Below are 21655 nucleotides of genomic sequence, written 5' to 3' on the forward strand. Positions count from 1 at the left end.
GAGCTCAGCGGCGGCCGCTGATCGTGCTCGCACCCGCGTAGCGGGCTTCGGAGCCGAGCTCTTCTTCGATGCGGATGAGCTGGTTGTACTTGGCGGTGCGGTCGGCGCGGGACAGCGAACCGGTCTTGATCTGGCCGCAGTTGGTGGCGACCGCGAGGTCGGCGATCGTGGTGTCCTCGGTTTCGCCGGAGCGGTGGGACATGACCACGGAGTAGCCCGCCTTGTGCGCCGTTTCGACGGTGGTCAGCGTCTCGGTGAGGGTGCCGATCTGGTTGACCTTGACCAGGATCGAGTTCCCGATGCCGCGTTCGATGCCGTCGGCCAGCAGGTTCACGTTGGTGCAGAAGACGTCGTCGCCGACGAGCTGGACGCGTTCGCCGATGGTGTCGGTGAGCTGCTTCCAGCCGGCGTAGTCGTCCTGGGCGAGACCGTCCTCGATGGACACGATGGGGTAGCGGGCGGTCAGGTCGGCGAGGTAGGCGACGTGCTCCTCGACGCTGCGCTTGCGGCCTTCGCCCGTGTAGTCGTAGACCTCGCCGGTGTAGAACTCCGACGCGGCCGGGTCGAGCAGCAGGGCGATGTCCTCGCCGGGGGTGTAGCCGGACTGCTCGATGGCCCGCAGCACGAACTCCAGTGCCTCGTCGGCCGAGCTGAGGTTGGGCGCGAAGCCGCCTTCGTCGCCGACGTTGGTGCTGTGCCCGGCGTCGTGGAGGGCCTTGCGCAGCGTGTGGAACACCTCGGAGCCCATCCGCACCGCCTCCGCGAACGTCGTCGCGCCGACCGGGCCGATCATGAACTCCTGGAAGTCGATCGGGTTGTCCGCGTGCGCGCCGCCGTTGATGATGTTCATCATCGGCATCGGCAGCAGGTGCGCGAACACGCCGCCGGCGTACCGGTACAGCGGCAGGGAATTGGCGGCCGCGGCCGCCTTGACCACGGCGAGCGACACCCCCAGGGTGGCGTTCGCGCCGAGCCGGGCCTTGTTCGCGGTGCCGTCCAGCTCGATCAGCGTCCGGTCGACGGTCGCCTGCGCCTCGGCGTCCAGGCCCACGATCGCCTCGGCGATCTCGGTGTTGACCGCGTCGACGGCCTTGCGCACGCCCTTGCCGTGGAACCGGGACTTGTCCCCGTCCCGCAGCTCGACCGCTTCCCGGGTGCCGGTGGAGGCACCGGAGGGCACCGCGGCCCGGCCGAGCGAACCGTCCGCCAGTTCGACGTCGACCTCGACGGTCGGGTTACCCCGGCTGTCCAGCACTTCGCGGCCCTTGACGCGGACAATGGCAGTCATCGCACTCCTCGTGAGTCCGTCGAGCGGGGAGCGGCGCCACGGTGAGCCGCGAGACGTGGCGAGGCTAGCAGAATTTACTGAATCGATCCCGAAAAATTTACCGGCCGGCGGGGAGCCGGACCGTGACGAGGAGGCCACCGGCCGGGCGGGGAGCCAGCTCGAGCATCCCGTCGTGGGCCCGGACGATGCTGTGCACGATCGCCAGCCCGAGACCGACGCCGTCGTGCTCGTCGGTGCGTGTGCGCCGGGTCCCGCGCTGGAAGGGCTCGGTCAGGGTCGGGACCAGCTCGGGGGGAAGCGGGCGGCCGGTGTTCTCGACCAGCAGCACGCTCGCGTAGCGCCGTCGTTCGGTGTGGACGGTGACCGTGCCGTCCGGGACGTTGTGGACGATCGCGTTCTGCACGAGGTTCGTCGCCATGCGCACGAGCAGCGCGGCGGACCCGGCCGTGTGGACCGGCTCGCCCGTGACGCCGAGCGTGATCCGGCGCTGTTCCGCCAGCGGCAACAGCGTTTCGGCGGCTTCTTCGGCGACCAGGGAAAGGTCGACGGGCTCGCGGGTGAAGTGCCGCCGGTCGCTGCGGCTGAGCAGCAGGAGGGCCTCGGTGAGGTCGATCGCCCGCGTGTTCACCGTGCGGAGCCGATCGATGAGCTCACCCCGTTCGTAGGCCGGGTCCCGGCCGGCGACGTCGAGGATGGCCTGCGAAACGGCCAGCGGGGTGCGCAGTTCGTGGGAGGCGTTCGCGGCGAAGCGCTGCTGCTCGCCGACCTGGGATTCGAGTCGTTCGAGCATCGTGTCGAAGACGTCGGCGAGCTCGCGGAACTCGTCGGAGGGGCCGGTCAGGCGGATGCGGTGGGACAGCGACCCGTGCGCAGCCAGCCGGGCGGCGTCCGCGATCCGGGTGAGCGGGGCGAGCATCCGGCCGGCGAGGAGCCAGCCGCCCAGGAGCCCGAACACCAGCAGGAAACCGAGTGCGGTGGCCGCGGAGGGAGCGAACATGCGCGTGAGGAGGTACCGGTTCGGAGCGATCCCGAGCAGGCCCTGGTCGTTGTCCGGCACATAGCGCAGCAGGGACACCTGCACGACGGCGAGCAGCACTCCGCCGGCGAGCATGAGGAACCCGGCGTAGCTGAGGGTGAGTTTCAGTCGCGCGCTGAGCCCGGGGCGCCTGTTCACGAGCGGATCGTAGGCAGCGCGGGATATCGCTGGCATATTGTTTCTCCGTGATCAAGATGAAGACGCCGCGGTGAACGAAATCCCTGACCTCGGTCCCGTGCCCCGGCGCCGCACCGTCGGCGCCGAACTGGTGCGCCGGTTGATCGACGAGCAGTTCCCCCAGTGGGCGGCCCTTCCGGTCCGGCCCGTTTCCCACGGCGGGTGGGACAACTTCACCTTCCACATCGGCGGCGAAATGGTGGCGCGGCTGCCCAGTGCGGCCGAATACGCGTTGGCGGTCGACAAGGAACAGCGGTGGCTGCCGGTGCTCGCGCCCCGGTTGCCGCTGCCCATTCCGGTCCCGCTGGCGAACGGGCGTCCGGGTGCGGACTACCCTTTTCCGTGGTCGGTCTACCCGTGGATCGACGGAGAACCCGCTCGCCCCGACCGGATTTCCGACCCCGTCCGCTTTGCCGTCGACCTGGCCGGATTCCTGGCCGCTTTGCAGGACGTCGAGGCCGCCGACGGGCCTCAGCCGGGAAAGCACAATTGGTTCCGGGGCGCCACCTTGCGCACTTACGAGCCACAGGCGGAGCGCGCGCTCGCGGCGCTGCACGGCCGGATCGACGCCGGCCTGGCCCGCGAGATCTGGACGACCGCGCTGGCGGCGCGCTGGGACGGCCGGGACGTCTGGTTCCACGGTGACGTCGCCGCCGGGAACCTCCTGCTCGCCGGCGGGAACCTGACCGCCGTCATCGACTTCGGGACCTGCGGGGTCGGCGACCCGTCCTGCGACACGGCCATCGCCTGGACGCTGCTGACCGCCGACGGCAGGCGAGCGTTCCGCGAACGCCTGTCCGTCGACGACGAGACGTGGGCGCGCGGACGCGGCTGGGCGCTCTGGAAGACGCTCGTGTCCGCGGCCCGGACCGGCGACGAGGCCGGGGAAGCGCATCGCGTCCTCGGCGAAATCTTCACCGAATACTCGACCGGCCGTTAATCCGTTGTTCCCCCGCCGATCGGTCGGCTACGGTCGGACGGCTCTGATCGATCCGCAAGGGGGCACCATGCGCCAGATCCGCAACACCGCCGAGTCCCACGTACGCGTTGCGGCATCTGGAGTGCTCTTTGTCCGAAACCTCGGTGAACATCGGGATTCTCGCCCACGTCGACGCCGGTAAGACCAGCCTGACCGAGCGGCTGCTGTTCGACACCGGCGCGGTCGGTGCGCTCGGCCGCGTCGACGACGGCAACACCCAAACCGACACCCTCGACATCGAACGGCGTCGCGGCATCACGGTCAGCACCGGTGTGGTCTCCTTCCGGGCCGGCGACCGGACCGTCAACGTCATCGACACACCGGGGCACGCCGATTTCGTCGCCGAGGTCGAGCGGGCGCTCGGCGTGCTCGACGGCGTCGTCCTGGTCGTCTCCGGGTCCGCCGGCGTCCAGGCGAGCACCCGGATCCTCTGGCGCATCCTGCACCGGCTGCGCGTGCCGACGCTGGTGTTCGTCAACAAGCTCGACCAGGCCGGCGCCGACCCGGCCGCGGTGCTCGAAAGCCTGCGGAAGAAACTGTCGCGCGCGATGGTGCCGATGGTGACCGTCGAGGGGGCGGGCGGCGCGGAGATCACCGTGCGCGGCCGGCCGCGGATCGCCGATGACCTTTTCCGCCGTCAGGTGGCGGCCGGCGAGGCGTTTCCGGTGTTCCTCGGCTCGGCCGTGACCGGCGCCGGCGTGCCCGAGCTCGTGACCGCGATCGTGGACCTCCTGCCCACCGCGGTGCCGGGCGCCGAGCTCCGCGCGACCGTGTTCAAGGTCGAGCGCGGCAGCGGCGGCGACCGGATCGCCTACGCCCGCGTGCACGGCGGGACGCTGCAGGTGCGCGACCGGGTGGAGCTCTTCCGGCGGACCGAAGACGGCACGGTCGAGCGGAGCCGGCGGCGGATAACGGCGATGACACTCGCGGGCGCCAAAGTCACCCGTGCGGCCGCGGGAGACCTGGTCCGGCTTTCCGGGCTCGGTGACGTCCGGGTCGACGACCGGCTCGGTTCTCCGGACGGCGTGGCGGACGCCGGGTTGTTCCCGCTGCCCGGGCTCGTTTCGGTCGTCACCGCGCGGCCCGGCGAGGAAACCCGGCTGCACCGGGCGTTGCGGGAGCTGTGCGACCAGGACCCGCTGCTCGGCCTCCGGGCCGACCGCGGCGCCTTGTCGGTCCGGACCTACGGCGAAGTGCAGATCGAAGTGCTCCTCGAGCGGCTGCGCGAAGATTTCGGCCTGGTGGCCCGGTTCGCCCCACCGATCCGGTCGCCACGGTCGGGCTGCGGGTGGCTCCGGGCCGGACCGGCAGCGGCGTCCGGTACGAGCTGGCCGTCGAACGCGGCTCGCTCCCGCGGGCCTTCCACACCGCCATCGAGCAAACGGTGTACCGCGCGGCGGGGTGCGGCCCGCACGGCTGGGAGGTCACCGACTGCGTCGTCACCCTGACCCATTCGGGGTTCCAGCCCCCGCTCAGCACGGCCGGTGGTTTTCGCGAAGTCACCGCGCGGCTGCTCTCGCTGGCGCTCGCGCGGGCGCGGACCCGCGTGTACGAGCCGGTGGACCGGTTCGACCTCGAAGTGCCCGAGCACGCCGCCGGAACGGCGGTGATCGCGTTGGCCAAGCTCGAGGCGGTGTGCGAGCCGCCGGCGGTCGAAGCCGGGGTCGCCCGGCTGCGCGGCACGCTCCCGGCGGCCGCGACGGCGGTTTTCCGGCGCCGGTTGCCGGCCCTCGGCCAGGGGGAAGCCGTCTTCACGGCCGAGCCCGGCGGCTACCGTCCGTGGCGGCCGTAGGGGGCCTCCGGCCGGAGGAGACGTCTGCGTTCGATGGGTGAACGCGCCGGACGCTGTTCGCCTCAATCAGCCGCTTTGTCTGCGTTGGCGATTGACAACCCGGAGCCGGGAAGCGACGGTGTGGACGTGCTCTGGGAACGCTCCCAGAAGCTTCCGCCGTCAGTGTGCACAAGGGAGTGCCGATGTGGGGAAGAGCCGGAAAACGTCCTGCCGTGCTTGCGGTTGCGGGGCTCGCGGTCGCCGCCGGGGTCGTGACGTCGACGACCGCGGTGTCGTCCGCGCGTGAGACGAGCGCCGCGTTCGCCTGCCGCGTCACCTACTCGGCCAACGACTGGGGAAGCGGTTTCAGCCTCGCCGTCGGGATCGCCAACGTCGGCGCCGCGGCGGTCGACGGCTGGACGCTGACCTACTCCTACGCCGGGAACCAGACCCTCCAGCAGGGCTGGATGGGCACGTGGACGCAGTCCGGCAAGCGGGTCACCGTGACCAACGCGAGCTGGAACGGCACCATCCCGGCCGGTGGTTCCGTCAACACCGGCGCGAACTTCTCCTACAGCGGCACCAACACCACGCCCACCGACTTCGCGGTCAACGGCGCCGCGTGCACCGGAACGCCGCCGACCACGGCGACGACCCCGATCACGCTCCCGACGACGCCCACCACGACCACGACCACGACGCCGCCGCCGGGTCCGGCGCCCGCGTTGCACGTTTCGGGCAACAAGCTGCTCACCGCCGACGGGAAGACCTACCGGCTGCTCGGCGTCAACCGGGCCAGCGGCGAGTTCGCCTGCGTGCAGGGCAAGGGCATGTGGGACAGCGGCCCGGTCGACCAGGCGTCGGTCGACGCGATGAAGGCGTGGAACATCCACGCGGTGCGGATCCCGCTCAACGAGGACTGCTGGCTCGGCCTGTCCGGCTCGCCCAGCGGCGCCCCCTACCAGCAGGCCGTCAAGGACTACGCGAAACTGCTGGTGGCCAACGGGATCAACCCGATCCTGGACCTGCACTGGACGCACGGCCAGTACACCGGGAACTCCTCCGCCTGCACCGACGTCAACGCGACCTGCCAGAAGCCGATGCCCGACCGGCAGTACACGCCGACGTTCTGGAGCCAGGTCGCGACCGCGTTCAAGGGCGACGACGCCGTGGTGTTCGACCTGTTCAACGAGCCCTACCCGGACGCGGCCGGCGGCTGGTCCGACGCGGCCGCCGAGTGGAAGTGCCTGCGTGACGGCGGCACGTGCACGGGGATCGGCTACCCGGTCGCGGGGATGCAGGAACTGGTCGACGCGGTCCGCGCGACCGGGGCCAAGAACGTGGTGATGACCGCAGGGCTCACCTGGACCAACGACCTCACGCAGTGGCTGGCCTACCGGCCCACCGACCCGGCGGGCAATCTGATGGCGTCCTGGCACTCGTACAACTTCAACGCCTGCGTCACGGTGTCCTGCTGGGACAGCCAGATCGGGACGGTCGCGGCCCAGGTCCCGGTGCAGGCCGGGGAGATCGGCCAGAACAGCTGCGGGCACGACTACATCGACCAGGTGGTGGCCTGGCTGGACGCGCACAACCTCGGCTACACGGCCTGGACGTGGAACCCGTGGGGCTGCAGCGGCGGCAACGTGCTGATCGAGGACTACGCCGGCACGCCCACCAAGACCTACGGCGAGGGCTTCCGGGCCCACCTCCTGACCGTCCACCCGTAGCGGCGGTACGCGCGAGCGGGGTGCGGCGGGCGGCGACGCTCGCGGCACCCCGTCGTCCGTGCGAGTCTTCAGGGCGGAAACACCCGCTCGCCTCCACCCGGGAGACTCCATGGGCAAGCTCCTGCTCACCGCGCTGCTGGCGGCCTTCGCGCTGGCGCCGTCGCCGGCCGCCGGCGGGGGCGGTGGCCCGCGGGGCAGTGACCCCTTCGGCCCGGAACTGCGGGCGCGGATCGCGCGGGCGCAGGCCTACGCCGACAGCCGGCCCGGGGTGACCGGGATCGTGCTCCGGGACCGCTGGACCGGCGCCGTCCACCGCAGCCCGGCCGCCGGCACGCTGATCTGGGCCTGCTCGACGCCGAAATTGGCCATGGCCGTCGACCTGCTGCTCCGGGAGGACTCCGGCGCGATCAAGCTGACCGCCGAGGACCGGGACCTGGTGCACCGGATGCTCCATTCCAGTGACGACGCCGCCGCCCACGCGTTGTGGACGCGGTTCGGCGGCGAGGCCGAGTTCGCGCGGCGATTTCCGGCATACGGAATGGCCGACATGCGGTTCAGTGATCGCCACCCGCACCACTGGGGCTGGATCCGCACCACGGCGGACGACCTGGACCGGCTGATCGAATACGTCCTGGCCCTGCCCGCGCGCCACCGCGACTACCTGGTCGGGGAACTGCGCACCGTGGACGCGAACCAGCAATGGGGGGTCTGGGGCGCCGGGTCCGCCGCCCGGCCGGGGAACAAGAACGGCTGGTCGGACGACAACGACGACGGTTCCTGGATCATGAACTCCGTCGGTTTCGCGGGGCCGGGCGAGCGGTACACCCTGGCGTTGATGAACGACACCCGGGTGATCTCCGACGGCGATGCGGTCGGCAAGGAGACCACCACGAAGATCGCCGAAATCCTGTTCGGCGGGTATTTCGGCGCCTGAATTCGCGCCCCATTCAGGGGATTCTTGAAGTGAATGGTGTTTATGGGGGCACCGTGCGTAGCCCGCTGTGAGGTCTGTGTATGCTGCCATTCGCTTGACCGGGTGATCACTCACCCGAATCAGTGGCCGCCGTGGTCGGGATTGGTGATCTCACGCGGCCGTACCGGCGTGGTTCGGTCTCGGATAGGAGATTTATGCAGGTCAGGTCAGCTTTCGTGCGTGGCGGGATCGCGGTGCTCGCCGCGGCCGCCGGTGTCATGGTCAGCGCCCCGTCCGCCCTCGCGGACGGCGCGGCGCGCGGCCGGGTCGACTACGCCACGTCCACCCAGGCCTATCGGGTCAACACCGACCAGGGTGACCCCTTCGCCAAGCTGTTCAGCTTCAAGCTGTCGGACGGCAAGACGCTCAAGCTCTACTGCGTGGAGTTCGGTACCAACGTCCGCGACGACGTCGACATGCTCGAGACGCCCTGGAACAAGTACCCGGACGCCGGCTCGCCGTTCAACAAGAACAGCGCCAAGATCAACTGGGTGCTGCACCACGGCTACCCGGCTCTCGGGCTCGACGCGGTGGCAGCCGAGCTCGCCAAGCAGGGCGTCAAGGTCCACGACGGCCTCTCCGAGTTCGAGGCGATCACCGGGACGCAGGCCGCGGCGTGGCACTTCAGTGACGGCGTGAACCTCGATCTGAAGAAGCCGCTGAAGGAGAGCGACGACGCCAACGCCAACGCCGACGTCTCGGCGCTCTACAGCTACCTCATCGGCGACCAGAACACCGGCATCGGCGCGCAGCCGAAGCCGGCCCTGGACATCGCGGGGCCGAAGACCGAGGGCAAGGCCGGCACCAAGATCGGCCCGTTCCAGGTCGCCACGAACGGTACCGTCACGTCGCTGACCACCGAGCTGCCCGACGGCGTCAAGGTGACCGACGCCGACGGCAAGGAGCTGAAGGTCGCCGACGTCAAGGACGGCAGCAAGCTGTTCCTCGACGTCCCGGCCGGCACCAAGCCGGGCAACGGCTCGTTCTCGCTCAAGGCCACCGGCGAGCTGGACACCGGCCGCCTGTTCGTCGCGGAGAACTACGCGAAGCACCCGGCGCAGTCGCTGATCGTTGCCGACTCGGAGAAGACCGAGGTGGCCGCGAAGGCGACCGCGAGCTGGTCCGAGACGCCCGCTGCCCCGAGCACCACGCCGCCGACCACGCCCGGCGGCGCGCCCTCCGGCGGCGGCGAGCTGGCCAACACCGGTGTCGACGCCGCGGTTCCGTTCGGCATCGGCGGCCTGCTGCTCGGCGGCGGCGCGCTGATGCTGCTGGTCAACCGGCGCCGCAGCCGCGCGTGACGCCGTAACGCAATACCACCGGGCGGGGCTGGTCCACTGTGGACCAGCCCCGTTCTGCTGTCCGGTACCCGACGATCGGATTGCGATTATCGGGGCAAAACCGGCGAATCGCGCGTGGCGCGGCATAAACTTCCGGGCCATGCGCGGTACGACGGTTCCGCCCGGAACGCCCTGCCGGCCCCCGCGGCCGGGGGAGCTGCCGATGCACCGGCTGGAGGTGCCCGCCCCGCACAAGCTCCCGTTCGCCGTCGGCACGTTCGACGCGATCGGGCCGCTGTCCCGCGCGGACTTCCCGCACCGGCACACGTTCCACGAGCTCGTCCACGTCACCGGTGGCACCGGCGCGCACGTCGTCGACACCGCGAGCTGGCCGCTGCGGCCGCCGCACTTCGGCGTCATCGCGCCCGGGCAGGTGCACCAGTGGGCCGGCGTCCGGGGCCTCACCGGGCACGTCGTGCTGTTCACCGACGACTTCCTCCTCGACCACCCCGCCGATCGCGAGCTCCTGCGGCGGCTGAGCGAACGGCCGTGGCTGCACCTGGACGGCCACGCCGACGCGCGCGTCGCGCGGCTGATCGACGACCTGGAGGACGAGTACCGCCGCGGTGGCGAGAGCACCGAGTCGGTGCTGCGGGCGCTGGTGCACGTCCTGGTCGTGCGGGCGGGACGGCTGCTGGGCACGCCGCCGCCCGCACCCGCCGGCGCGGTGGCGGCGGAGTTCGTCCGGCTCACCGGCCGCCCCGGACCGGGGCCGTGGTCGGTGCGCGCGCACGCCGAACGCCTCGGCGTCACCCCCGGCCACCTCACCGAGGCGGTGAAGGCCGCGACCGGCCGCACGGCCGCGCAGCTGCTGCGCGAGGCCCGGACCCGGGAGGCGCAGCGGTTCCTGCTCCGGACGGACCTCACCGTCCGGCAGGTCGCGAGCCGCGTCGGGTTCGCCGACCCGGCCTACTTCTGCCGGTTCTTCCGCCGCGAGACCGGGCTGAGCCCCGGTGACTTCCGGCGCGGCGGGGAGAAGCACCACGACTGACCGATCCAGTCCATCGCCGCCCGCCCGGTGCGCTGCCTACGTTCGAGGGGATCCCCGACCTCCCCACGAGGAGCAGGCATGGACGAAGAGAACAAGCTCAGCCGCAAGACGGTGCTCAAGGTCGCGCTCGCCGCGGGTGTCGCCGCGCCGGTCGCGCTGCTCGGCGGCCCGGCGCTGGCCCGCGCGAACGCCGTCGGCGGCACGGCACCGGAGCTGACGCCGGCGTGCCACGACGACGACGATCCGACGATCGAGCAGACCGAGGGGCCGTACTTCAAGCCGAACTCGCCGGAACGGACCAGCCTCGTCACGCCCGGCACCCAGGGCACCCGGCTGACCGTGACCGGCTACGTCTTCGGGCGGGCCTGCCTGCCGGTCGGCCGCGCGCTGCTGGACTTCTGGCAGGCGGACGTCAACGGCGCCTACGACAACGTCGGCTACACCTTCCGCGGGCACCAGTACACCGACGCCCAGGGCGCGTTCACGCTGTCCACGATCGTGCCGGGCCTCTACCCGGGCCGCACCCGGCACATCCACGTGAAGGTGCAGGCACCCGGCCGGCCGGTGCTGACCACGCAGCTCTACTTCCCCGGCGAGCCGCGCAACAACACCGACACGATCTTCGACGCGCGGCTGCTGATGACCGTGCGGGACAACGGCTCCGCGAAGGAAGCGGCCTTCGACTTCGTGCTCGACGTCCCGCAGACGCCGACGTCGACCCGGCCCACGCCGACCTCGTCCACCCCGCCAGGGGGCACCTCCTGGGCGGTGGGCACCGCGTACGCGGGGGGCGCCCGCGTCACCTACGGCGGCCGCGGTTACGTCTGCCTGCAGGCGCACACCGCGCAGCCCGGCTGGGAACCCCCGGCCGTCCCGGCGCTGTGGCGGGCGGAGTGACGGTTCCCGGCTGATCGGCACCGGCGGGCCCCGGCCGCATCCCGGGGCCCTGCCGGGCCGCGGGCTGCGCACCTTGGGGGTCGACGCCGGCCCGGCGGCCTGCCAGATTGGGGGCCATGACGATTTCCCTCGACGCCTCGGAGTGGGTCCGGCGCTTCCACCCGGCACCGTCCGCGTCGGCGCGGCTCGTGTGCTTCCCGCACGCCGGGGGATCGGCGAGCTACTTCCACTCCGTTTCGGCGGCGCTCGCGCCCGCGGTGGAGGTACTGGCCGTGCAGTACCCCGGCCGGCAGGACCGGCACACCGAAGCCCCGGTGGACGACCTGTTCGTGCTCGCCGACCGGCTGGCGGACGTGCTCGCCCCGGAGATCACCGGGCCGGTGGCCTTCTTCGGCCACAGCATGGGCGCCAGCCTGGCCTTCGAGGTCGCGCGGCGGCTCGAAGCGCGGGGCACGAAGCTGCTCACCCTGTTCGTCTCCGGGCGGCGAGGGCCGTCGGCGCACCGCGACGAGCGGATCCACGAGAAGGACGACGAAGCCCTGCTGGCCGAGGTCAAGCGGCTCGGCGGCACCGACACGGCGGTGCTGGACGACGAAGACCTCCGCAGCCTCGTGCTGCCCGCGCTGCGCAGCGACTACAAGGCCGCCGAGCTCTACCACTACCGGCCAGGGCCCGACGTCGGCTGCCCGATCGTGGCGCTGGTCGGCGACCAGGACCCGAAGGTCACCGAGGCCGAGGCGCGGCAGTGGGCGGAGCGGACGTCGGGGAGCTTCGAGCTCAAGACGTACCCCGGCGGCCACTTCTACCTGAACGACCAAGCGGCGGCGGTCATCCGGCTGATCGCCGGACGGCTCGCCGGTTGAGCGAGCGGGCGGGGAGGTGGCCCCCGCCCGCCCGCCGGCTCAGCAGTACAGGTTGGCGCCGGGGTCGACGCCGAGGATCGACGTGATCTGGCGGTACTTCGAGACGCGGCTCTCGACCTGGGCCGGGTTGCCGCCGTTGCACTCGATGGAGCCGTTGATGCTGCGGATGGTTTCGCCGAAGCCGCGGCCGTTGACCATGGCGTTGTGCGGGGTCATGGTGCCGGGGCCGCTCTGGGTGTTCCAGTACCAGAGCCCGGTCTTCCAGGCGACGGCCGAGTTCTGTTCGACCTGCCAGGGGTTGCCGAGCAGGTCGATGCCGAGCGCGTCACCGGCGGCCTTGTAGTTGAAGTTCCAGCTGAGCTGGATCGGGCCGCGGCCGTAGTAGGCGGACTGGCCGGCGGGGCAGCCGTAGGGCTGGTTCCAGTCGCAGTAGTGCGGGTAGTTGGCGGTGTTCTGCTCGACGATGTAGACGAGACCACCGGTTTCGTGGTTGACGTTGGCGAGGAAGGCCGCGGCTTCCTGCTTCTTCACGGTGTCGCTGCCGGTGGTGGCGAAGCCGGGGTAGGCCGACAGCGCCGCGGTGAGGCCGCTGTAGGTGTAGAAGGAGTTCCGGCCCGGGAAGATCTGGTTGAACTGCGCTTCGCTCACGACGAAGGCGCCCGGGTTGCCGGGATCGGTGCCGCCGCCGCAGCTGAACGGCTCCCAGTACCAGGTGCTGATGACGGGGTCGTAGCCCGGATTGGCGTTCTTGGCGCGGTAGTAGCCGCCGTTGGTGTACCGCACGATCGCGCCGACGTCGTACCACTGGCCGGCCACCCAGTTCGGGTAGCTGCAGGTGGTACCGCCGCCGCCGTCACAGCTGTAGGGCTCCCAGTACCAGGTGCTGATCACCGGGTCGTAGCCCGGGTTGGCGTTCTTGGCGCGGTAGTAGCCACCGTTGGTGTACCGCACGACGGCGCCGACGTCGTACCACTGGCCCGCCACCCAGTTCGGCGCACTGCACGAGGCGGCGGCCGCCTGCGAAGCGTGCCCGGTGACGGCGGGCACGCCGAACACGAGCCCGGCAACGGCGGCAACAGCGGACAGGACCGCGACAAGGCGTCTTCTCAAGACTCGCTCACTCCTTCGGCCACGACAGAACCCGGGCGCGCAGGCGCCCGGTGTCGAAGGTGGGTGTGCTCATCCGGCCGAGACGAACGTGACACCGGTCACTAGAGCAGATTGGTCTAGTCCAGTCAAGGTCGCTCGGGTGCCGCGGGCAAGGGTTGTGCGCGAACGTCCCTTCCCGGGGCGGCGCCTGGAGAACGGGCGGGTCGTGGGGCGGGCGACGCGGCACCGAAGCCGCGTGGCCCGCCCGGCACGTCACCGCGCTTGCGGAATCCTCAGCTGCGCGGCCGGGACGATGTGCAGGATGCGCTGCAACCTCGCCCGGCCCAGCCGGTGGAGCATCTCCCCGAGCTCCTCCGACGCGATGCTCCCCTCGAGGTCGAGCCGCGTCGTCCGGACGACGCGGTCGATCTCCGATGCGGGGAGACGCCCCGCGAACTCCCCGGCCAGCCACACCCCGACCTCATCAACGACGTCGTCCGCCCGGTGGCTCCGTACGGTCATCGCTCTCCTCGTTTCGGATCGCCTTCTTGCCCAGGTCGAAGCCGGGAAATCCCGGTCCGACGCCAGTCCGACGAGCGAGCCGGGGACCCATGACGCCGAATCGGCGAAGTCGGCGGCACAAAAGCGTTCCGTGTTCGCGCGAGTGAAATGCGTGACCACTGCTGTCACTCACATGGGCTGTTCGCCGTCCGAAGTTGTCGGCCGTTCGGGTAGAAAACCGCGGAACTTCGCCGACGGCGCGTCCCGCTCAGGACCCTGGAGACATCGGGACAGTGCGGGCGTTCTTCACGGGACGCGGAACGGAGACGCGATCCATGGGCCGGTACGACCGGACCGACCTCGGGGCGTACAGCCTGGGGTTGCTCGACGCCGCCGAGACGGCCCGGGTGGAGCGGCACCTCTCGGCGTGCCCGGACTGCCGCCAGGAGGTCCGGGAGTTCGAGGCCGTCCGCGGCATGCTGGACCACCTGGTCGACGTCAAGTCCACTTAGGACGCGCCGGGGAACTGCCGGTCTCCGGGGGCACGGGCCGGCCTCAGCGGCAACCGGTCTGACCTGCGCTGAACCCGCGTACCCCTCAGCGGGAGGCGGCGGCCTTGACGGTCCGCAGCACCGGCGCCGTCTCCAGGGTCCGGATGGCGTCCAGTGCCCCGAGCCGGTGGGTCAGGTAGTGGTGCAGGGCGGCCGCGTCCGGGCAAAGCGCCTGCGCGACCAGGTTCGCCGGGCCCGTCGTCGCGGCGACGAGCGCGAGCTCCGGGTGGGTCGCCAGCGTCCGGGCCACCCGGTCCAGCTTGGCCGGCGCCACCGCCATCCAGAGCAGCGCCTGCGTCGTCGCGCCCAGTGGTTCCGGGGCGATCTCCAGGTCGAAGAACATCGTGCCACCCGCTTGGAGGTCGGCCAGGCGGCGCGCGACGGTCGCCGCGGACCACCCGGTCGCCGTCGCCAGCTCGGCCAGGCCCGCGCGGCCGTCGCGCTGCAGGGCCGCCATCAGGGCGTCGTCGTCGGCGGTCAGTGGCTTGCCGGGGCCTGCGTGCACCGGCGTGAGTGCCGCGATCTGGGCCGCGTCGAGGGCGTTCGCCCGGCCGAGCCACGCCGTCGGCCCGCCGAAGTAGCGGTGCAGCAGCTGGTGCGCCGAGACCGCCGTGATGCTCGCCGTGCGCGGGATGTCCCGCAGCAGCAGCGCGTGGTCGCTCGCGGCCGGCGTGTGCACGTTCACGCAGATCTCCGTGCCGCCCGACATCAGCTTGATCCACGCCGTGTCGGCGCGGCGCGCCAGCGCCTGGGCGAGGTCCTGCGCCGTGTGCGGCGTCGCCGTCAGCCGCACCATCCATTCGGCCTGCCCCGCCCGCTGCGGGTCCGGCAGGCCGACGACGCGCAGCGAGGCCTCCGCCCGGAGACGCCGGTAGCGCCGCGCCACCGTCTGCGTCGAGACGCCGAGGACGTCGCCGATCTTCGTGAACGGCGCCCGGCCGTCGAGGTGCAGCGCGTGGATCAGCGCGCGATCGACAGCGTCCAGGATGGTCATATCCCTCATTGAACCGGATTGGAAGGAAGAAATCCGCCAACCAACGCTGACAAGTGGAACGAGTGACGGCCGGGTCGTCAGGGTGGGTGCCGAACGAAAGGAGACACCCTTGCCGACCATCACGCGTCACCGGCGGCGCTGGGCCGCACTGGCGGTACTGCTCGTCGCCGAGGCGATGAACCTGCTCGACGCCACGATCGTGCAGGTCGCCGGCCCGGCCATCCACGCCGACCTGGGCGGCCCGACCGCCGGCATCCCGTGGTTCAGCGCGGCCTACACGCTGCCCTTCGCCGTCTTCCTCATCACCGGCGGCCGGCTCGGTGACATCCTCGGCCGGGCGAAGGTCTTCAAGCTCGGCGTCGCGGGCTTCGTGCTCGCGTCCCTGGTGTGCGCGGCCGCCCCGGCCGCCGGGCCGCTGATCGCGGCCCGCGCGGTGCAGGGCGCGGCGGCCGCGCTGATCATCCCGCAGACCATCGGCCTCATCCGGGCCCTCTTCGACGGCGCCGAACTCGCCAAGGCGCTCGGCACCATCGGGCCGGTCATGGGCCTGTCCGCGGTCACCGGCCCGCTGCTCGGAGGACTGCTGACGCAGGCGGTGTCGTGGCGGGCGGTGTTCCTGGTGAACGTTCCGCTGGGGCTCGCGGTGCTCCTCGCCGCGCGGCTGCTGCGGGAGGATCGCGCCGCCACCCGGCCCCGGCTCGACGTCACCGGCACGCTGCTCGTCGTCGGCGGGGCCGGGCTGCTCGTCTACCCGCTGATCGACCCCGCGGGGATGGATTGGGGCCTGCTCGCGGCCGGGGCCGTGCTGCTGGTCGTGTTCGGCCTCCAGCAGCGCCGCGCGGCCGCGCCGCTGGTCGAGCCGAGCCTGTTCGCCCACCGCGGGTTCCCGGCGGCGCTCGCCGGGTCACTGCTGTTCTTCGCGGTGATGACCGGCCTGATGCAGGTCGTGCCGATGCAGCTCCAGCTCGGCCTCGGCGCCGACGTCCGCACCGCGGGCCTGACGCTGCTGCCGCTCTCGGCGGGGCTCGCGGTGTCGTCGTTCATCGCCGGCGCCCGGCTGGTGCCGAAGTTCGGCTCGCGCGTGATGTTCGCCGGGCTGGCCCTCCTGGTGACCGGGGTCCTCGCCATGGAAGCCGGCGGGGTGGGCGCCTACCCGTGGGCGCTGGCGCTGTGCGGGCTCGGGATGGGGACCTTCACGGTGCCGTTCTTCACCGCCGCCCTGAGCCGGGTCCGGCCGCACGAGACCGGCTCGGCCGCCGGGCTGCTCAACGCCGTGCAGCAGCTCGGCGGCACCCTGGGCGTCGCCCTGCTCGGCGGCCTCTACCTCGGTACCGGCACGGCGGCCGCGGCGCTCGGCCTGGGTGCCGCGCTCGCCGTGGCCGCTGCGGTGGCGGTGGTTCCGCTCAACACTCGCCAGGGGGTCGGGGTGGCGGAGCCCGCCGCCCGGGGCGACGCCCCGGAAACTCAGTAGTCGTCGCGGCCGGTGAACTGCTGCTCCAGCAGTTCGGCCGCGCCGGCGACCAGCTCGAGCGGATCGATGAACTCGTTGATGTCGAGGTTGATCAGCGGCAGCGAGTGCCGGAGCACGACGTGTTCGCCCATCACCGCGATCCCGCCGACCACGATCGCCTCGCCGACCTCGGTCAGCACCTCGAGGAGGTCGACCTCCTCGTGCCGGGCGAACGGCGTGGCGATCTGCACCCAGTCCTCGCGCTGGTCGAGGATCTCGCGGGCGATCACGACGATCTGCGCCCGCTGCTCGGTATCGGGATCGTCACCGAACACCAGGCGGATGCGCAGCTCGTCGGGCTCGTCGCGCACCACCCGGTACGCCTGCCTGATGTAAGCGACCAGATCGCCCCACTCCGCCACGGCTTCTCCGTCCTCGTGCCTGTCCGAGCGCTCAGCGTAGCGATCAGGCGGTGCCGATCCGGTCCAGATCGGCGAGAACGTCGGCGGGCAGTTCGAGATCGGCGGCGGCGAGGTTCTCCCGCAGGTGCCCGGGCGACGACGTCCCGGGGATGAGCAGCATCGACGGCGACCGCTGCAGCAGCCAGGCGAGCGCGACCTGCATCGGCGTGGCACCGAGCCGCGCGGCGCAGTCGTCGAGCAGCCCCGACTGCAGTGGGCTGAACCCGCCGAGCGGGAAGTAGGGCACGAAGGCGATCCCCTCGGCGGCGCACTTGTCGACGAGGTCGTCGTTCTCGCGGTGGGCGAGGTTGTACTGGTTCTGCACGCAGACGACGGGCGCGATCGCCTTCGCTTCGTCGAGCTGCTCGGCGCTGACGTGGCTGACGCCGAGGTGCCGGATCAGCCCCTGCTCGCGCAGTTCGGCGAGCACCCCGAAGGGCTCGGCGAGCGACATCGGCACGGGGTAGTCACCGGCCGCGTTGCTCAGCCGCAGGTTGACGACGTCGAGCGCGTCGACACCGAGGTTGCGCAGGTTGTCGTGCACGGCCTCGGTGAGGTCCGCGGCCGACAGCGCGGGCGGCCAGCCCTTGTCCGCGCTCCGCCGCGCCCCCACCTTCGTCACGATGACGAGCGATTCGGGGTAGGGGTGCAGGGCTTCCTTGATCAGGGCGTTCACGGTGTGGGGGCCGTAGTAGTCACTGGTGTCGAGGTGGGTGACCCCGCGGTCGACGGCTTCCCGCAGCACGGCGACGGCGGTGTCGTGGTCCTTCGGCGGCCCCCACACGCCAGGGCCGGCCAGTTGCATGGCGCCGTAACCCATGCGGGTCACCGAAAGTTCGCCGCCGAGGGTGAAGGTGCCGCCGAGGTTCGCCATGCCGCTCCTTGCTCCGGGTGCCGTCGCGGGAAAGTCTAGCCGCGTTCGGCTTCCCCTTTTTGTCGGTGGTAACCGGTAGCGTGGAAATCGGGGGCTTCTCACGTCGCCACGCTGCTGTTTCCCTTGTGCCACCAGGGAAATCTCCTCCGGAATTCCTTGGCGAGGTTCACCCGATTCAGCGGTGACCTTCGAACTCGTGTTCGGTACCGTCGTTGGTGTGACTGCGACGATTCCTTCCACACAACCGAAAACGCCCCCGCCGGCCGAGAGTTCACCGCTCTTCCATCAGCCGGGCAAGACGATCCCAGGCCGGCGAAGACCCGCCGGGCAAGGACTGCGCGGCCAACCGCGCCATGTCCGGGTTGCCGGCCGCGGCGGATTCCGGCCGCTCGGCGAACCAGTTCCGCGTGCGTTCCGCGAGGCCGGGCAGGCGAGGATCATCCGGCGGCCAGTCGTAAGCAGCGTCGTGCTCGACGCAAAGGGCCCGGAATTCGGCGTCGGCCAACAGATCCCGCTTCTCGGCGATCCACCGGGCGGCGTCCTCGGGCGAGGCGGTCTGCATGAGGATCCAGCCGTCGCGTTCCAGGCGCAGGTGGCGCTCGCTGACCCCGAGCTCGCGCAGGTCGTCCAGGTAGGCGGCCACTTCCGGGGAGACGAAGAGCCGGTCGCCGCCGCGCAGCTGGGCGAGCTGGCCGCGGGTCCGCCGCAGCTGCGCGATGCGCTCCTCGAGGTCGTCGTCGATTTCGGCGATGGCGGTGGCGAGCGTGGCCTCGTCGGCGTCGAGGAGGTCCTTGATCCGGGCCAGCGGCACCCCCGCGGCGGCCAGCGTCCGGATCTTGACCAGGTCGATGGCGTGCTGCGCGGTGTAGCGCCGGTAGCCCGACGAGTCGCGGCCGGGCTCGGCGAGCAGGCCGCGCTCGTGGTAGTGCCGCACGGCTTTGACGGTCACCCCGGCGTAGTCCGCGAGCCGGCCGATCGTGATCATGCGCGCATCCTTCCAGTGCACCGGTCAGACCCGCCGGGTCAGGCGGCCGCCGCCGTTGCGGAAGCGCGCCCGACCGTCGCGGAGGTCGTGGTAGGAGACGAGCAGGAGCCGGAGGTAGCCGTCGAACGTCTCCGGCGGGTAGCCGGCGGGCGCGAAGAGCCCCGGGCGGATCGGCACGTAGCTTTGCGGTGGCGCCGACGTCGTCCCGCCGGCGAACGCGGTGAAAATCCGCTCCTGCGCCTCGTCCGCCGGCTCGTACGTCATCCGTTCTTCAAGCCGGCCGTCGACGGCGCTGACGTCGATGCGGAGCTGGTCGGAGCGGTAGGTGCCCACGTAGGGCGCGAGGTCGACGTCCGGCGCCGGCTCGGTGAGCACGGCAGGCACCGGAACTCCGAGGTGGTCGCGCAGGAGCAGCTGCAGGATCCGGTCCTGCAGCACGATGGCGCCGGGAGTGTTGCCGAAGGCCGTGAAGACCAGGTCGTGCCCGGGCACGACGCACAGGATGGCCACGCCACCGGGCGACGCACCCGACATGGCCAGCACGGTCGTGCCGCCGAACGGGTACCGGACCCAGCCCAGGCCCATCGGCGGGACGTTCGGCGTCGCCATGTCGTGCGACACCCGCTGCATCAGCGCGACCGACCCGGCCGAGAGGACACGGGCACCGGTGGGCGACACCCCGCCCGCGAGGTGGGTGCGCCCGAACGCGAGCAGGTCGGTGACGGTGCCGATCGGCGTGCCACCGGCCGGCCCCCAGGTGTCGGGCAGCATGAACATGTCCGTCGGCCGGGCCGTCATGGTGGCCGGGTCCGGGAAGTGGCCGATCGCGGTACCGCGCAGGATGGCCTGCGCGGCCGAGGTGGCGGAGTCCTTCATGCCGGCGGGCGCGTAGACGTCGCGGGCCAGCAGCTCCGGGAAGCTCACGCCGGTCACCACTTCCAGCAGCCGGCCCGCGACGATCATGCCGCCGTTGGAGTAGCTGAGCTGCTCGCCGGGCTCGAAGAGGGTGCCGCAGCTGTTCGCCAGGCCCGCCACGTACGTCTTCAGGGCGTCGCGGCCCGATGCGCCGGGGAAGTAGAGGTCCGCGTCGATGCCGTTGGTGTGCGAGATCAGGTGCCGGACGAGGATCCGGCCCGCCGCGCCGGGCGTGCGCAGGGCGAATTCCGGGAGGTACTTCACGACCGGCGCGTCGAGGTCCAGGCGCCCGCGTTCGACCTGCTGGAGGACCAGCGTGGTGGTCAGGACCTTGGTCACCGAGCCGAAGAGGAATCCGGTGTCCTCGCGCATCGGGGCCCCGGTGGTGGTGTTCGCGGTGCCGTGGGCCAAGACGACCTGTTCGCCCGCGTGGTGGATGCCGGCGACGAACCCGGGGATGTGGTCGGCTTCGCAGCGGGCGGCGATCTCTTCGCGGATCCGGGCTTCGATGGTGTGCAGGGCGTTCTCGGTCATGCGAACCATCGTCGAACCCTCCCCCTGGGGCAGGGTCAAGCCGGCGGTCCCGGAACTTCAGCAGAGACCCTTGCCCCGGAGCACCCGGGTGACCGACTCCTGCACCCGCGGCTTCGGCAGCTCGCCGGTCTGCACGGCCTTCACCAGCCGGTCCAGCACCTCGTCCACCCGGCCCCCGGAGGACCACAACGCCTCGTCCGCGCCGGCCTGCAGGGCCTTCAGGACCGCTTCCGGCAGCGGGTACTGCGCGGTGATCGCCTTCATCGCCCCGAGGTCGTCCGTCACGACCGGGCCGGTGAACGCGAACTCGCCGCGCAGCAGCTGGTACGCCGCCGGCGAAAGGGACGCCGGGAGGCCGCCGGTCAGATCCGGCACGTCGAGGTGGCCGACCATCACCGCGACCGGGCCGTAGTCGGCCAGGCCGCGGTACGGCACCAGGTCGAGCGCGCGCAGCTTGTCGAGCGGCGGCGTGACCACCGTGCCCTTGTGGGAGTCGCCCGAGCCGTGGCCGTGGCCGGGGAAGTGCTTCAGCACCGGCTGGACACCCCCGTCGCGAAGGCCCTCCGCAAACGCTTTCGCGTACGTCTTCACCCGGGCCGGGTCCGGGCTGAACGACCGGTCGCCGATCACGTCGTCGTCCGGGGCGCCCGTGACGTCGGTGTCCGGGGCGAAGTCCACCGTCACCCCGCGGGCACGCAGCTGGCGGCCTCGCTCGGCGGCCAGCGCGCGGACCTCGGCGGGCGACTTCGTGGCGGCCATCGTCCGGGCCGAGGGCAGGTCGCCGTCGAGGTCGTCGATGCGCTGGACGCGGCCGCCTTCCTCGTCGACCGACACCGCCACCGGCACCCGGGCCACGGCCTGGACCGCGGCCAGGGAACGATCTTTCAACAACGCTGTTGCGTTACCCCCGATGAAGATCCCGCCGACCTGGTGATCGCGGACCAGCGACACCGTGGCCGCCGGGTCGTCGCCGGAGACGCCCACGACGACCAGCTGCGCGACCTGGGCGCGGAGGTCGAGCCCGCCGACCAGCGGGGCGCAGTCGTCCGGCCGATCGAGACGTGAGGTGGGGACGGACGGAGTGGGAGGAGGAGCCGCCGGCGGAGGAACGGCCCGATCGGAGGTCAGCGGCACCGCCAGCCCGGACACGATCCGGGGTTGCAGGCCCGCGACCAGCAGACACCCGGCCACGATGGAGAACGCCACCCCAAGGGCGGCAAGACTTCGGCGGTTCATCGGTCCCTTCACTCGTCGGT

At 71.6% G+C, this 21655-nt stretch carries 20 protein-coding genes and 1 pseudogene; 11 read left to right on the top strand and 10 right to left on the bottom strand.

Going from position 1 to position 21655, the window contains the following annotated elements; all coding sequences use genetic code 11:
- Positions 1-4 precede the first annotated feature (4 nt).
- Positions 5-1288 (bottom strand): phosphopyruvate hydratase, encoded by a 1284-nt coding sequence (gene eno, locus ACFVYA_RS18395; protein WP_387046363.1) that lies wholly within the window; start codon positions 1286-1288, stop codon positions 5-7.
- Positions 1289-1385: 97 nt separating this feature from the next.
- Positions 1386-2462, bottom strand: coding sequence for a sensor histidine kinase (locus ACFVYA_RS18400; protein ID WP_387046365.1), 1077 nt, complete (start codon positions 2460-2462; stop codon positions 1386-1388).
- Between the two features lie 70 nt (positions 2463-2532).
- On the opposite strand from ACFVYA_RS18400, the gene ACFVYA_RS18405 reads away from it, so the two are divergent.
- The 9 genes and pseudogenes from ACFVYA_RS18405 to ACFVYA_RS18445 all read left to right on the top strand — a co-directional run bounded on the left by ACFVYA_RS18405 (position 2533) and on the right by ACFVYA_RS18445 (position 12045).
- Complete coding sequence (locus ACFVYA_RS18405; protein ID WP_387046367.1) at positions 2533-3441, top strand: aminoglycoside phosphotransferase family protein; 909 nt, start codon at positions 2533-2535, stop codon at positions 3439-3441.
- 143 nt (positions 3442-3584) lie between these two features.
- A pseudogene (locus tag ACFVYA_RS18410) lies at positions 3585-4670 on the top strand (GTP-binding protein); the annotation flags it as partial.
- A gap of 98 nt (positions 4671-4768) precedes the next feature.
- Complete coding sequence (locus ACFVYA_RS18415) at positions 4769-5272, top strand: hypothetical protein (protein WP_387046369.1); 504 nt, start codon at positions 4769-4771, stop codon at positions 5270-5272.
- Positions 5273-5484: 212 nt separating this feature from the next.
- Positions 5485-6981: a cellulase family glycosylhydrolase gene (locus ACFVYA_RS18420; protein ID WP_285986221.1), complete on the top strand. Its 1497-nt coding sequence runs from the start codon at positions 5485-5487 to the stop codon at positions 6979-6981.
- Between the two features lie 109 nt (positions 6982-7090).
- The gene (locus ACFVYA_RS18425; protein ID WP_387046371.1) at positions 7091-7915 is read left to right on the top strand and encodes a serine hydrolase; all 825 of its coding nucleotides are present in this window, start codon (positions 7091-7093) and stop codon (positions 7913-7915) included.
- Between the two features lie 194 nt (positions 7916-8109).
- Positions 8110-9255: a thioester domain-containing protein gene (locus tag ACFVYA_RS18430; RefSeq protein WP_387046373.1), complete on the top strand. Its 1146-nt coding sequence runs from the start codon at positions 8110-8112 to the stop codon at positions 9253-9255.
- A gap of 202 nt (positions 9256-9457) precedes the next feature.
- A complete protein-coding gene (locus tag ACFVYA_RS18435; protein WP_285986218.1) occupies positions 9458-10285 on the top strand; it encodes an AraC family transcriptional regulator in 828 nt (275 codons plus the stop codon).
- A gap of 78 nt (positions 10286-10363) precedes the next feature.
- Positions 10364-11182 carry a carbohydrate-binding protein gene (locus tag ACFVYA_RS18440; RefSeq protein WP_387046375.1) on the top strand — a complete coding sequence of 273 codons (819 nt, stop codon included), beginning with the start codon at positions 10364-10366 and terminating at the stop codon, positions 11180-11182.
- Between the two features lie 116 nt (positions 11183-11298).
- Positions 11299-12045 (top strand): thioesterase II family protein, encoded by a 747-nt coding sequence (locus ACFVYA_RS18445; protein WP_387046377.1) that lies wholly within the window; start codon positions 11299-11301, stop codon positions 12043-12045.
- Between the two features lie 39 nt (positions 12046-12084).
- Here ACFVYA_RS18445 and ACFVYA_RS18450 read toward each other — a convergent pair whose 3' ends face one another.
- Both ACFVYA_RS18450 and ACFVYA_RS18455 read right to left on the bottom strand, forming a co-directional pair.
- On the bottom strand, positions 12085-13101 hold the full coding sequence (locus tag ACFVYA_RS18450; RefSeq protein ID WP_387046410.1) for a glycoside hydrolase family 19 protein: 1017 nt from the start codon (positions 13099-13101) through the stop codon (positions 12085-12087).
- A 306-nt stretch (positions 13102-13407) separates the two neighbouring features.
- Complete coding sequence (locus ACFVYA_RS18455) at positions 13408-13656, bottom strand: hypothetical protein (protein ID WP_285986215.1); 249 nt, start codon at positions 13654-13656, stop codon at positions 13408-13410.
- Between the two features lie 314 nt (positions 13657-13970).
- Between ACFVYA_RS18455 and ACFVYA_RS18460 the strand changes: the two genes are divergently transcribed.
- Complete coding sequence (locus ACFVYA_RS18460; RefSeq protein WP_103336984.1) at positions 13971-14147, top strand: zf-HC2 domain-containing protein; 177 nt, start codon at positions 13971-13973, stop codon at positions 14145-14147.
- An 85-nt stretch (positions 14148-14232) separates the two neighbouring features.
- On the opposite strand, the gene ACFVYA_RS18465 is transcribed toward ACFVYA_RS18460, so the two are convergent.
- Positions 14233-15180: an Lrp/AsnC family transcriptional regulator gene (locus tag ACFVYA_RS18465; RefSeq protein WP_387046379.1), complete on the bottom strand. Its 948-nt coding sequence runs from the start codon at positions 15178-15180 to the stop codon at positions 14233-14235.
- A gap of 109 nt (positions 15181-15289) precedes the next feature.
- Between ACFVYA_RS18465 and ACFVYA_RS18470 the strand changes: the two genes are divergently transcribed.
- On the top strand, positions 15290-16651 hold the full coding sequence (locus tag ACFVYA_RS18470) for an MFS transporter (RefSeq protein ID WP_387046381.1): 1362 nt from the start codon (positions 15290-15292) through the stop codon (positions 16649-16651).
- Here ACFVYA_RS18470 and ACFVYA_RS18475 read toward each other — a convergent pair.
- The 5 genes from ACFVYA_RS18475 to ACFVYA_RS18495 all read right to left on the bottom strand — a co-directional run bounded on the left by ACFVYA_RS18475 (position 16645) and on the right by ACFVYA_RS18495 (position 21635).
- Entirely contained in the window at positions 16645-17052 is a 408-nt protein-coding gene (locus ACFVYA_RS18475) for a hypothetical protein (RefSeq protein ID WP_285986212.1), read from the bottom strand. The genes ACFVYA_RS18470 and ACFVYA_RS18475 overlap by 7 nt on opposite strands.
- Positions 17053-17095: 43 nt before the next feature.
- Entirely contained in the window at positions 17096-17965 is an 870-nt protein-coding gene (locus ACFVYA_RS18480; protein WP_285986211.1) for an oxidoreductase, read from the bottom strand.
- Positions 17966-18236: 271 nt separating this feature from the next.
- Positions 18237-18950 carry a MerR family transcriptional regulator gene (locus tag ACFVYA_RS18485; protein ID WP_285986210.1) on the bottom strand — a complete coding sequence of 238 codons (714 nt, stop codon included), beginning with the start codon at positions 18948-18950 and terminating at the stop codon, positions 18237-18239.
- Between the two features lie 24 nt (positions 18951-18974).
- On the bottom strand, positions 18975-20399 hold the full coding sequence (locus tag ACFVYA_RS18490; protein WP_387046384.1) for a serine hydrolase domain-containing protein: 1425 nt from the start codon (positions 20397-20399) through the stop codon (positions 18975-18977).
- A 57-nt stretch (positions 20400-20456) separates the two neighbouring features.
- Entirely contained in the window at positions 20457-21635 is a 1179-nt protein-coding gene (locus ACFVYA_RS18495) for a glycoside hydrolase family 3 N-terminal domain-containing protein (protein WP_387046385.1), read from the bottom strand.
- Positions 21636-21655: the final 20 nt, after the last annotated feature.

The organism is Amycolatopsis sp. NPDC058278 (assembly GCF_042881395.1).
GTDB lineage: Bacteria > Actinomycetota > Actinomycetes > Mycobacteriales > Pseudonocardiaceae > Amycolatopsis.